Source organism: Stenotrophomonas maltophilia, assembly GCF_001676385.1.
Classification (GTDB): domain Bacteria; phylum Pseudomonadota; class Gammaproteobacteria; order Xanthomonadales; family Xanthomonadaceae; genus Stenotrophomonas; species Stenotrophomonas maltophilia_J.
Map to the genome: position 1 here is coordinate 136,960 of NZ_LYVJ01000007.1, position 13,557 is coordinate 150,516.

The 13,557-nt window shown below is 69.0% G+C and carries 5 protein-coding genes; all 5 read right to left on the bottom strand.

The window, feature by feature from the left end:
* Window positions 1-2: 2 nt before the first annotated feature.
* A complete protein-coding gene (gene gspG, locus A9K58_RS10680; protein WP_004154150.1) occupies window positions 3-446 on the bottom strand; it encodes a type II secretion system major pseudopilin GspG in 444 nt (147 codons plus the stop codon).
* Window positions 447-495: 49 nt separating this feature from the next.
* A complete protein-coding gene (gene xpsF, locus A9K58_RS10685) occupies window positions 496-1,716 on the bottom strand; it encodes a type II secretion system protein XpsF (RefSeq protein WP_065199339.1) in 1,221 nt (406 codons plus the stop codon).
* Between the two features lie 27 nt (window positions 1,717-1,743).
* Window positions 1,744-3,465, bottom strand: coding sequence for a type II secretion system ATPase GspE (gene gspE, locus A9K58_RS10690; protein ID WP_065199340.1), 1,722 nt, complete (start codon window positions 3,463-3,465; stop codon window positions 1,744-1,746).
* 136 nt (window positions 3,466-3,601) lie between these two features.
* Entirely contained in the window at window positions 3,602-5,455 is a 1,854-nt protein-coding gene (locus tag A9K58_RS10695) for a S8 family peptidase (RefSeq protein ID WP_065199341.1), read from the bottom strand.
* 157 nt (window positions 5,456-5,612) lie between these two features.
* Window positions 5,613-13,148, bottom strand: coding sequence for an ESPR-type extended signal peptide-containing protein (locus tag A9K58_RS10700; protein ID WP_065199342.1), 7,536 nt, complete (start codon window positions 13,146-13,148; stop codon window positions 5,613-5,615).
* Between the last annotated feature and the right edge of the window lie 409 nt (window positions 13,149-13,557).

Genomic DNA, 13,557 nt, shown 5'->3' on the forward strand with positions numbered 1-13,557 from the left:
GATTACGGCTGGTAGCGGATGTCAGCGTCGACGCTGCTACCGCCGGCCTTGCCATCCTTGCCCAGGCTGACCAGCTCGTACGGCTGGCCTTCGCCCGGCGCGCGGTACTCCAGTGCGTGGCCCCACGGGTCGTTCAGGTCGGCGGGCTTGGCGTACGGGCCCAGCCAGCCGCCGACGCCGGCCGGTGCGGTCACCAGGTCGTTGAGCGAGCCCGGCAGCTTGCCGGTGTCGATCTGGTAGTTGTCGATCTTGGACGCGACGGTCTGCACCTGCGCCTTGGCGATGTTGGCCTTGCCACGGTCGGCACCGCCCAGCACGCGGCTGGCCACCAGCGTCAGCACGGCACCGATCAACACGATGACGATGATGATCTCCAGCAGGCTCATGCCCGACTGGTTGCGCGCGGCAGTGAAGGAAAGGCGGATCGGTCGACGGGAAGCAATCATGGTCGGTCCTTTCGGTTGCGGAGTGTCGGAGTTGCGTAGGGATCCATCGTCATCCGATGGCATTGGTCAGGTCGTACAACGGCACCAGCACGGCCACGATCACCGCACCGACCACCGAGGCCAGCACCAGGGTGATCGCCGGCACCATCGCCGCCAGCAGGCGGTCGATGCGGCGGGCGCTGTCCTGCTCGAACGTATCGGCAGCCTTCAGCAGCATGGTGTCGAGTGCGCCCGATTCCTCGCCGACCTGGATCATCTGCAATGCCAGGCGTGGGAAGCGCTTGCCGCGCGAGAGCGCCAGCGACAGGCCGGCGCCGTTCTTGACTTCATCGGCAGCGGCGTCGACGTCGGCGGCAAGCGCGTGGTTGGCCAGCACGTTGCGGGCAATGCCCAGCGCACCCAGCAGTGGTACCCCGTTGCGCAGCAGCGTACCCAGCGTACGCGCCAGCCGTGCGGTCTCCAGTTCGCCGAGCAGGCGGCCGATGCCGCGCCGCTGCAGCAGCCATCCATCCAGCGCAAGCCGGAACGCCGCCTGCCGCGCCTTGCGTTCGAAGAACAGCACCACCAAGGCCGGCACCACCAGCAGCAGGATCCACCAGTCGCGTACGAACAACCCCAGCTGCAGCACTGCGTTGGTGAACCACGGCAACGCCACGTCCAGGCTTTCGTACATCTGCGCGAACTGCGGCACCACGTAGCCGAGCAGGAACAGCAGCGCACCTCCCACCACCACCAGCAGGATCGCCGGGTACACCAGTGCATTGATTACCTTGCCCTGCAGCGCGCGGCTGCGTTCGAGGTAATCGGCCAGGCGCTGCAGGGTTTCATGCAGGCTGCCGCCGGCTTCACCGGCACGCACCATGTTCACATACAGGCGCGAGAACAGGCCGTGCTGGCGTTCCAGCGCGGTGGACAGCGGCGCACCACCGCGCACCACGTCGCGGATGTCGGTGATCGCACGCCGTGATCGCTCGTCTTCCGGCAGGCCGAGCAGGATCGACAGCGCGCGGTCCAGTGGCTGGCCGGCACCGAGCAGGGTTGCCAGCTGCTGGGTGAACTGCAGCAGCGCAGCGCCCTGCAGCGGGCGCTGGCGCAGCAGCGTGCGCCAGCTGCCCGCCCCCATCGCACCGGCGTCGGACAACTGCGTTTCCATCGGCAGGTGGCCCTGGTCCTGCAGGCGTGCGACCAGCTCGGCCTCGCTGGCCGCTTCCATCTGCCCGTCGAAGATCTCGCCGTGCGGATTGAGCGCCTTGTAACGGTAAGTCGGCATGTCAGCCCCGGCGTCCTGCTGCGCGCATCAGCTTTCCTCGGTCACGCGCAGCACTTCCCCGATCGTGGTCTGGCCGCTCAAGGCCTTGGCCAACCCATCTTCGTACATGGTGCGCATGCCGGCCTCGCGCGCGATGCGTTCGATCTCGCCCATGCCGTCGCGACGCATCACCGCACGCCGCAGCGCATCGTTCATCACCAGGAATTCCATGATGGTGGTGCGGCCCAGGTAACCGGTTGGTGCCAGCGCCGAGGGCTTCGGACGGTACAGGTGGATCGGCCCTTCCGGCTGCAGGCGGCGCAGCTCGAACCGCTCGATCTCCTCCGGCGAGGCTTCGTAGCGCTCGGCGTGGGTCGGCTCCAGGCGGCGCACCAGGCGCTGGGCCAGGATGCCGTTGATGGTGGAGGTGAGCAGGTAGTCTTCCACGCCCATGTCCAGCAGGCGTGTGATGCCTCCGGCGGCATTGTTGGTATGCAGGGTGGACAGCACCAGATGGCCGGTCAGCGCCGACTGGATGGCGATGCGCGCGGTTTCCAGGTCGCGCATTTCGCCGATCATGATGATGTCCGGATCCTGGCGCACGATGCTGCGCAGCGCATTGGCGAAGTCCAGGCCGATCTGCGGCTTGGCCTGGATCTGGTTGATGCCCTCGATCTGGTACTCGACCGGATCCTCGACGGTGATGATCTTGACGTCGGCGGTGTTGAGCTGGCTCAGCGCGGTATACAGCGTCGTGGTCTTGCCCGAACCGGTCGGGCCGGTCACCAGCAGGATGCCATGCGGCTGCTCCAGCACCTTGCGGAACTGTGGCAGGAACGCATCGGTGAAGCCGAGCCGGTGGAAATCGAACACCACGGTCTCGCGGTCGAGCAGGCGCATCACCACGCTTTCGCCGTGCGCGGTCGGTACCGTGCTCACGCGCAGGTCCAGTTCCTTGCCTTGCACGCGCAGCATGATGCGGCCGTCCTGCGGCAGGCGGCGCTCGGCGATGTTGAGCCGGGCCATGATCTTGATGCGGCTGATCACCGCTGCGGTCAGGTTCGCCGGCGGGCTTTCGCCTTCCACCAGCACGCCGTCGACGCGGTAACGGACTTTCAGCCGGCTCTCGAACGGTTCGACATGGATATCCGAAGCGCGCAGCTCCACCGCACGCTGGATCACCAGGTTCACCAGGCGGATCACCGGTGCCTCGGACGCAAGGTCACGCAGATGCTCGATGTCATCGACCGCCCCACCCTCGCCATCGGCGGTCTCGACGATCGCGCCCATCGCGCTGCGGCCCTGCCCGAACCAGCGCTCGACCAGGTCATCGATCTCCGCGCGCATGCCCAGCACCGGCGTCACCGGTACCCCCAGCGCCAACTGTACGGCCTGCTGCGGATACGGATCGTGGGCATCGGCCAGCCACAACCGTACCCCCCGTTCATCCAGGGCCAGCGGGCACACGTGGAACTGCTTGAGGAACCGCAACGACAGGGGCAGGCCGTCGGCCAATGCCTGCGGCGGGGTTTCGGGCACCTGCTTGCCTTCCAGCAACGAAAGCCCCAGCACCTCGGCGCTGGCCTGCGCCTGGTCGCGTTCGGACACCAGCCCCAGCCGCACCAGCAGGCCCAGCAGGCTGCCACCCGATTCCGCGTGCAGCGGCCGGGCCCGCGCAAGATCCCCTTCCTTGAGGCGGCCGCGTGCCAGCAGCGCATCCAGGATGCGACGCTCGGCGTCGTCGGCAGCGGTGGCAACACGCGCGTTCACATGACTCTCCTGTCAATCGGCCTGACTTTAGCAGTTAAGCCGTCATTTCCGCCGCTCCGCCGCCACCTTTCGTAAAAAGACGAAGCCCGTCACACGCAGTGACGGGCTCCGGCCGTTCAACTACGACACCGAGCGCTTACTGCGTGGCCAGGATGCTCACGCCGCTGTAGGCCGCTTCACCCACCACCTTGATGTAGTAGGTGGCCGCCGCCGGCTTGTTCACCCGGACCGTTTCCGAGGTGCCCGGCCGGGTCGACTTGCCATCATTGTCACCCGCGCTGGGCTCGCGGCCCTCGGCCACGTACACCGAAACATTGCCGGTGCCGCCGTAGGTGATCACGCTGAACTGCTTGCCGGCCACCGCCTCGAAGCTGTACAGGCGGGTGCTGCCGGCAGCACCCGACAGGCCAGGCACGGCGACCTTGTTGGTCAGCGGCGTGGCCACCGGACCGCAGTTCTCCGTGCACGGTTCTTCCAGCGCCTTGGCCAACGCAGCCTTGGCATCGACAATACCGGTGCCGATCGGGGTGGCAGTCGGAATCGCAACCGGGAACGGACGTGCGGTTTCCTTCAGCAGGGTGCGCATCGCGGCGGGGGCCAGCGGATCCTTGCCCTTGGCGATCAACGCGCTCTGCACCAGTGCCGCGACGGCAGCCACGTGCGGCGAGGCCATCGAGGTGCCCCCCATGCCCATGTAACTGTAGCTGCCCGACGCCGGCGTGGTGGCGGCATCGGAACCGGTCTGCCAGATGTAGCCGCCCGGGTTGCCATCGACGCTGCCGCCGCCGCCCGGACCCGACAGGTCCACGCGGGTGCCATAGTTGGAGTAGTAGGTGATGCCACCGGTGATGCGGGTGGCCCCCACGGTCACCACGCCATCGCAGCTCGCCGGACGGTACTTGGAAGCATTGTCGGTCTCGTTGCCGGCGGCCACCACGACGGTGGTACCGCGCGAGATCGCGCCGTTGATCGCATCCTGGTAAGTACCATCGCAGCTGCCGCTGCCACCCAGGCTCATGTTGATGATCTCGGCCGGATTGGCATTGGTCGGTACGCCAGCCACGGTGCCGCCCGACGCCCAGGTAATGGCATCGGCGATATCGGACAGGTAGCCACCGCACTTGCCCAGCACACGGACCGGCAGCACCTTGGCCTTGTGCGCGACACCGGCCATGCCGACGCCGTTGTTGGTCTGCTCGGCCACGGTGCCGGCCACATGGGTACCGTGCCAGGAACTGTCCTCGGCCACCGAGCCGGTGTAGCACTCGTTGTCATTCTCGACCCAGTCACCATAGTCCTGCGCGCCCGGCACGCGATCGTTGGTGGCACGGCGCGAGGTCTCGGCATCGCTGATGAAGTCGTAGCCTTCCAGCAGGCTGCCGGCCAGGTCCGGATGCTGCGGCAGGACGCCGGTATCGAGCACCGCGACCACCACGCCCTCGCCCTGCGACACGTCCCACGCCGCCGGTGCGTTGATGCCGCCGGTGGCGTTGTGCAGGTGCCACTGGTACTGCTGGTAGTACGGATCATTCGGTGCCAGCGCCGGCTGCACATCACCCGCACGCAGTTCCGTGCGCCGCAGCTTCACGTCCGCTTCGGCGTACTGCACCGCCGGATCGGCCTTCAGTTCCTTCAGCACACGCTGCAGTTCGGCCGGCGCCAGACGGCCCTGCAGGCGGATCAGGTCGGCACCGACGCCAAGCCGGCGCACGACCTGCGGGCCGAGCGTGCTGGCACGGCTGGCGCCACCGGACAGGCTGGCGCGGGTCAGCGCCGACTGCACGGTGGACAGCTTCGCCGAGCGGTCCACGGCGGCAGCGGTACCGGCACGGTACTTGACGATGATGCGCTGGGTGCCCGGCTCTGCGGTGCTGGCTTGGCGCACCGGCTCATGGGTTGGCAGCCCGGCGGCGTGGACAGCACCGGCGGCGGTCAGTGACAGCACGGCGGCGGCAAGCACATTGATGCGAAGGTTCTGCTTCTTGATCACGTCGAATTCCTCATCTGGGTCATGGATCGAACCAACACTGCGGCCATCATTCCTTGACGACTCCCGGCCGGCCCAGCCGGGATTGCCGTGACCTCCCCCCAGGCCCTCGTTGCAGGTGCTGCGCCGGCGTGGGTGGCCGCCGGCGCGATCGAGCGGATTACCAGCCGAAGCCGGCACCGACGCCGACCGAACTGTCGTCACTGCTGAATGCGCCGCCGAAGGTGACCGTGGCGCGATCGCTGATCGCACGCTGGTAGCCCAGCGACAGCGCCGATTCACCGCCCTGGAAACCGATACCGACGCCGACCCGGTTCTGGGTGCGGATGCCGGCGGCACTGGTGGCCATGTTGAGCATGGCCGCGCTCATCGCGCCCTGGCGGTCGATGCGACGGTCCATGTGGCGCAGGCGCCCGTCGATCTCCCCCTTGAACACGTCGAAGCTGTCGGCGACGGCCTGCACGCGACTGTCGGTATAGCTGTTCGCCGTCGCCACGCCACGGTCCAGCTGGCCCTTGTTGACGGCGTCGGTGGCAGTGGTGCCGGCGGCGACGTTGGTGACCTGGCGTTCGTTGCCTTCGCTGCCGACCGATACCGTGTTGGCCCGGTCGGCAACCGAGCCCTGGCCCAGCGCGACGGCGTTGGCAGCGCTGGCCGTCGCGCCCTGTCCAATGGCGGTGGACGAGGCACCGCTGGCGACCGCGCCTTCGCCCATGGCGACCGCGTTGAGACCCGACGCAGGCGTGCCCACTGGAATGCCCGCACCGCTGGCCGCGGCGATGGTCGGCACTCCCTGCACCTGCGTGCCGCCGGTGGCTGCCAGGCTGGGTGCGGCATCGGCACTGGCCATTGCAGCAGCCTGGCTGGCGCCGCTATCGTCCGGCGATGCCGCCATCGCGCGCAGGCCGGCGGTGCGGGAACGGGATGCACCCGCCGTACGCTGGTCGATCTCGCTGACCTTGCGGTCCAGTGCACCGAGTGCATCACCCACATTGCTGTACGTCGCGCCCTGGATCACATAGTTCGGGGCCACGAACACGCCCTGCATGCCGACGCTGGCACCGCCACCGAGGAAGCTGGCGGCATCACTGAGCGTCTGGAACAACTGGCCGCCGTTGATGGCCTGGCGGCTGCCGGCTGCAATACTGCCCGCGCCCACGTTGTCGATGGTGGTGCCCTGGACGCCAGCGAGGGTCAGCCGGTCACGGCTGGCATCGTCATAGCCGACCGCGCTGGCCGTGGTGGTTTCCACGCTGGCGATGCGCGAGTCGAAGTCACCGACGCGGGTTTCCACCGCCCCCACGCGCTGGTTGGTGACGTTCAACTGCGACCCGGTGACCGCATCGGTGCTGCCGGCCGCAATGCGGCCGTCGGCCACGTTGACGATACGGCGCGTGGCAGGACCAGCCGTGCCGTTGCCGCCGCCCACCGAGACCACGTTGGCCTCCAGTGCGCGCGAACCCGCACCCAGCGCCACCGAGTTGTTGCCGGTAGCGCCGCTGTTGGCACCCAGCGCCACGGCGGCATTGCCGATGGCAACGGCACCACTGCCCAGTGCATTGCTGCGGCTGCCACTGGCGTTGGCATTGCCGCCCATCGCCACGGCATCGGTGCCTGTGGCACTGGCAGCACCCGGGCCGTTGGCCTTGAAGCGCTGCCCGACCGCATCGGCGGTGGCCGCCACTGCATCCAGCTGGCCCTTGTTCACCGCATCGGTGATCTCGGTACCCGCGGCCACATTGGTGATCTGCCGATCCATCGCGCGATGGGTGACGCCGGCCGCGTCGACCCAGTCCTGGGCCGCACCCACCGATACCGTGTTCGCGCGGTCGGCCAGGGTGCCTGCACCCAGCGCAACACTGTTGCTGGCGTCCTTGGTGGTCCAGGTGTTGCTGCCCACCACCGTTGCGTTGGCGGCCTGGGCGTAGCTGTTGTAGCCGACCACGGTGGCCCCGTCCTCGGTCGCCCACGCTTCGCTGCCGATGGCCGTGGTGAACTGGCCGCCGCTGATGCTGGCTGCATCCTGGCCGGCCAGCGCATTGAAGCCGACCGCCACGCCGTTCAACCCGGTGGCGGCATTGTTGCCGAGCGCGGTGCCGTACTCACCGGCCTTGGCCTGTACACCGAAACCAGCACCGGCGATCTGCGCGATGGTGCCCTGGCCCACGGCAGTGGAGACATCGGCGGCCTGCGCGGCGCTGCCCAGCGCGGTGCCGAAGAAGCCGGCACTGGCGCCTGCACCGAAAGCGGTCGCGCGCCAGCCACTGGCCTGGGCGAAGTTGCCGACCGCCGTGGTCTCGCGACCGTCAGCGATCGCGCCATAACCCACCGCAGTGGCCGCCAGGCCGGCGGCCTGGGCAATGCCGCCGACTGCGGTGGCTCCGATTCCCTGCGACTGCGACTGCGCGCCGATCGCAACGCTGGCGCCCCCCTCGCTGCTGCTTTGGGCACCCAGCGCGACCGCGCCGCTTGCGGTGCTGCTGGCCCCGCTGCCGATGGCCACGCCCTGTTCGCCGCTGGCCAGGGCGTCGATGCCCACTGCGGTAGCGTTGGCGGCCACCACGGTGGCACCACTGCCCAGCGCGGTGGCACCGTTGCCGATGGCGTTGGCCGCGTTGCCAGCCGCCAGCGCGTTGTCACCGTCCACCAGCGCACCGGCTTCGCCATCGCCGTTGCCGCTGGCCTGGAACTGCCGGCTGGTCTGGTCGGCGACGCTGGCCACGGCATCGAGCTGGCCCTTGTTTACTGCGTCGGTGGCCTCGGTACCCGCCGCCACATGGGTCACCTGGCGCTCGGCGCCAGTCGTGCCCACCGCCACGGTATTGTCGCGCTCGGCCTTGGAGCCGGCGCCGAGCGCCACGCTGTTCAACCCGCTGGCGGTCGCACTGGCACCCAGTGCGGTGGCGTCGGCTGCATCCGCCCACGAATTCCAGCCGATCGCGGTGGCGTAGTCCTCGGTCGCCCACGCACCCGCACCGAATGCCGCCGCGCCGGTGCCGCTGGCGCGCGACGGGATCAGGCCGAAGAAGGTGCTGCCACCGATGGCGACGCTCTCGGCGCCGCTGGCCTCGCTGGACTGGCCCACCGCCACCGCGCCGGTACCGGCGGCAGCGGCACCGAAGCCGACCGCGGTGGTGTTGGCGCCACTGGCTGCCGAGCCGTAGCCCAATGCGGTGCCGAGGCGACCGCTGGCTTCGGCATAGCCACCGACGGCGGTGGTGCCATCGGCGGAAGCGGCACTGCGGAAGCCGCTGGCCAATGCCTGCGTGCCGCTGGCGTTGGATTCGGTGCCGGTTGCGGTGCTGTACGCACCACTGGCCTGTGCACGGGCCCCCACGGCGCTCGCGCCCAGTTCGCTGGCGCTGGCGCCGGTTCCCAGCGCGAGGCTGTCTTCGCCCGTGGCCTGGGCCGTGCTGCCCAGTGCCGCCGCGTTGCTGCCGGTGGCCACCGCATCGATGCCGACGGCGGTGGCATTGGCGGCCAGCGCATTGGCGCCGCTGCCGAGTGCGGTGGCACCGTTGCCGATCGCGTTGGCGGCGTCACCTGCCGCCAGCGCACTGTCGCCCTCGACCAGCGCACCGGTCTCACCGTCGGCATTGCCACTGGCCTGGAACTGCCTGCCGGTCTTTTCCGCTGCTGCGGCTACGGCATCGAGCTGGTTCTTGTTGACCGCATCATTGCCCTGCGTGCCATCGGCCACGTTGGTGATCTGGCGGGTGTTGCCACCCCCGCCCACAGATACGGTGTTGTCACGGTCCGCGATCGAATCGGCGCCCAGCGCCACGCTGTTGGCAGCGCGCGATTCGGCCGCGTTGCCCAGTGCGGTGCTGTTGATGCCACCGGACCATGCGCCGCCACCGACGGCGGTGGAGTAGTTGCCCGATGCTTCGGTGGCCAGCACGCCGAACAGCGAACCGCCGACGGCAACGCTGTTGGTGCCGGTGGCCAGGCTGCCCTGGCCGGTGGCCGTGCTGTAGGCACCGGACGCTTCGGAGTCGCCGCCCAGCGCCACGCTGTTGGACCCGGAAGCGTTGGCGAAGTTGCCGAAGGCGGTAGCGTTGAAGGCCGATGCCTGCGCATAGCCACCGATGGCGGTGCTGTAGCCACCGGTCGCCTCGGCACCGATGCCAAAGGCAGCCGACGCGGTACCGCTGGCCACGCTCTCGCTGCCGACCGCAGTGGCGGCGCTGCCACTGGCGTTACTGAAGTAGCCCACTGCCACGGCCTCTTCACCGGACGCTTCGGACAGCACACCACTGGCAGTGCTGCCGGCACCGCTGGCGATGCTGGCGGCACCGAACGCTGCACTCTGTTCGCCGCTGGCCTCGCTTTCCGCACCCTGGGCGGTGGCGTATTCACCGGTCGCCTGCGCGTTGGCGCCTACCGCGCTGGCGTTGGCGGCGCTGGCCAGGGCATTGACGCCCAGCGCCTGCGCATTGTCGGCCAGCGCGTTGGCACCGCTGCCCAGTGCGGTGGCACCGTTGCCGACGGCGTTGGCCGCGTCACCGGCGGCCAGCGCGTTGTCTCCTTCAACCAGTGCACCGACCTCGGTCCCGCCGTTACCGCTGGCCTGGAAGAAGCGGCCGGTGGTTTCGGCCGTGCTTGCCACGGCATCCAGCTGCGCCTTGTTCACCGCATCGGTGGCCTGGGTACCGGCGGCGACATGAGTCACCTGGCGCTCGTTGCCAGCGCTGCCGACCGACACACTGCGATCGCGGCTGGCCACCGAACCGGCGCCGAGCGCCACGGCGTTGTTGCCGCTGGCAGCGCTGCCCGCGCCCAGTGCGATCGCGCTCTCACCGCCAGCCACTGTGTTGGTGCCGATGGCGATGCTGTTGATGCTGTTGCCCAGCGCCTGGAAGCCGAGCGCCACGCTGTTGTCGCCATAACCGAAGGCACCCCGGCCGACCGCAGTGGAGCTGGCACCGTTGGCCCAGCTGTTGTAGCCGATGGAGGTCGCGCCGCTGCCGCTGGCCCATGCCGCATTGCCGAACGCCGAGGCGTTGGTGGCCGTCGCCCACGCACCGGAACCGAACGCGCTGGCGCCACTGGCGGTGGCCCAGCTGTAGCCACCGACGGCGGTGCTGTCGTCGCTGCTGGCGAAAGCGCTGTCACCGACTGCGACCGCGTAGCTGCCGGTCGCGCGGGCCTTGCCGCCGGCAGCGAAGCTGTTGTCTCCGCTGGCCTTGGCCGCGTTGCCGAGCGCGCTGCTGGCAGCACCGGTGGCCTGCGCACCGCTGCCGACCGCCGTTGCATCGGCGACGGCGGTGGTGCCCACCTGCTGTGCCTTGCCGTCTGCACCGATGATCGGCTGGTTGTACTCGTCGTAGGCCTGGCCGAGGCCGCCGACGGCGACGCCGCCATTGCCGGTGGCGTTGCTGTTGCGCCCCACCGCCACGGCGTCATCGCCGATGGCCGAGGCCGCTGCGCCATGCGCAACCGCGCCGGCGCCGATCGCATTGCTCGACGAACCGGCGGCGATGGCGCCCTCACCCTCGGCCAGTGCACCGGCATCGCTGCCTGCTTCCGGCTGGGCCTGGAAGAAACGCGCAGTGCTGTCAGCGGTGCTGGCCACTGCATCCAACTGGGCCTTGTTCACCGCATCGGTGGCTTCACTGCCCGCGGCCACACTGGTGATCTGCCGTTCGTTGCCGGCACTGCCCACGGCCACGCTGTTGGCGCGCACCGCTTCGGAATTCGCGCCAAGCGCGACGCTGTTGGCCCCGCGTGCGGTGGCGTAGTAGCCCACGGCAGTGCTCTGTGCGCCGCTGGCCCAGGTCTGCGCGCCGAGCGCGCTGGCGTTTTCGCCCGGGGCATAGGCGAAGTAGCCGACGGCGGTGGCCTCTGCACCGGAGGCTTCGGTCAGGCTGCCGTTGGCCACCGCACGGTCACCGCTGGCGATGGCGCCGGCGCCGACGGCGGTAGCCGCTTCGCCGCTGGCCTGGGTCTGCACGAAGAAGCCCAGGCCCGGGATCAGGTCGGCCGGGCCGCCGATGGCCACGCTGCTGGTGCCGGTGGCATTGCTCTGCGTACCCAGCGCGGTGGAGTAATCACCGATCGCATTGGCCACCGCACCGAACGCGGACGACTGCGCGCCGCCCGCATAGGCACCGACACCATAGGCCGATGCAGCGAAGCCACCGGCATCTGCGCTCGCGCCCACCGCGGTACCGCCGACACCGGCACTGGTGGCGCCGGTTTCCACCGGCACGCCGCCGCTGGTGATCAGCGGATTGCCATCCGCGTCCACGGCGGCCCCGCCCACGGCGACACTGCCCGGGCCATTGGCCTGCGCGTTATGGCCGAACGCCGCGCTGTTCTGGCCCGATGCCAGTGCGTCGCTGCCTACGGCGGTGGCGTTCTGTGCAACGGCATTGGCGCCGGCGCCCACGGCGGTTGCGCCGTTGCCGATCGCATTGGCCGCCTCGCCCGCCGCCAGCGCCTCATCGCCTTCGGCCAGCGCGCCGGCATCATCACTGCTGCCATTGGCCTGGAAACGCTTGGCGGTGGCGTCGGCCACGGCCTTGACGTCCTTCAACTGGCCGACGTTGACCGCATCCGTGTCTTCGGTGCCGGCAGCGACGCTGGTGACCTGCCGGGTCAGGCCGTATCCGGCGGCACCGACGGAGACAGTATCGACACGATCGGCCAGTGAGCCGGCACCCAGCGCGACGCTGCCGGTGGCAACCGCTGCGGAGTTCGAACCCAGCGCGGCGCTGTACTCGCCCACGGCGGTGCTGAACGCACCGACCGCGATCGAAGCTTCGTTGGCGGCGATGGCCCCCCGGCCCAGCGCGGTGCTGCCCGGGCCCATCGCGACCGCACCGCCGCCGACCGCAGTCGCGCCATCGGCCGAGGCTTCGGACAAGGCGCCCAGTGCGGTGGCCGCGCCGTTCTCGCTGGCGGCGTACGCGCTGGCGCCGACGGCGGTGTCACCGAGGCCAAACGCTGCCGCGCTCTGGCCAACCACCACGCTGGCATCGCCCATCGCCAAGGCGCCCTGGCCGAACGCGCTGGCGCCGAGGCCTGCGGCAATGGCCTGCGTACCGATGGCGGTCGTGGCATTGGCCAACGATTGTGCGCCGGCGCCGGCGGCTACGGCGCCCTGCCCGTCAATCTTCGCCGCGTCGCTGTCGTCACCTGCCCCGTCGGCCTTGAAATAGCGGCTGCCGTCTGCGGCCACGTCGGCCAGCGCGGCCTGTGTCGCACGCGCCTGCGCATCCAGCTGCGCCTTGTTTACCGCGTCGGTGGCCTGGGTGCCGGCAGCGACATGGGTGATCTGCCGTTCCTTGCCGGCATCACCGACAGACACCGTGTTGGCACGCGTCGCCTTCGAGCCGGCGCCGAGCGCCACGCTGTTGGCTGCGCTCGCGCTGCTGTTGCCTCCGATCGCAACTGCGTTGCTGCCCTTTGCGCTGGCTGTCCCTTCCACCAGGCACTTGTCGAGCAACTTCCCACTGAGTGTCAGGCAGGTGGCATTGCCGCCGATCTGCACCGACTGGGCGGCGGCGCTGCCGGCCATGCCCCATCCCAATGCGAAGCCCAGTGCCACCGCCAATGTCGCGGGCGTCACCCGGGTCCCAGCACGGCGCTGGTCGATGACCGGACCATTGCTGCTGTCGGAGGAGGCCAGTTCCGAGGCCACCACCAACTGACCCAATGCTTTGTTCCAGACCTTGCGATAAATCCGATTCATCGGTACGGCTCCTGAGTGGACTGGTTTTAGGCAAAGCAACGCCACCGCTGGGCTTTCCAGCCCAGCGTCCCCTGGGGGCGCTTGTTCGCGTGATTTACTGCGGGGTGATGCCGAGCGGCGCGCAGCGACAGACAACCGAGCGCATGCGTCAACCGGTTACTGCGAAATGAATGTTTCTGAAACGGGCCCCAAGTGTTAACGGCAACTTTGCAGATCGTCAAGACTTTGACGCGGCAAATGACAGCGCCGTGAAGCAGTTCACCCTTTCGCCTGTTTAATAGGGATTTTTGTTATGCATGCGTGACGAAGTGCCGACGCATGAAAATGGATGTAACTAGCGGGCCTGGCACGCATTTCATTCGCGCAAAGAAAAACCCGCCGACGCAGCGGCGGGTTTTCCATACGCGAT

Bases quoted from the DNA above. Each gene is read 5' to 3' on its own strand.
- gspG (WP_004154150.1), bottom strand. From the start codon at position 446: ATGATTGCTTCCCGTCGACCGATCCGCCTTTCCTTCACTGCCGCGCGC.
- xpsF (WP_065199339.1), bottom strand. From the start codon at position 1,716: ATGCCGACTTACCGTTACAAGGCGCTCAATCCGCACGGCGAGATCTTC.
- A9K58_RS10700 (WP_065199342.1), bottom strand. From the start codon at position 13,148: ATGAATCGGATTTATCGCAAGGTCTGGAACAAAGCATTGGGTCAGTTG.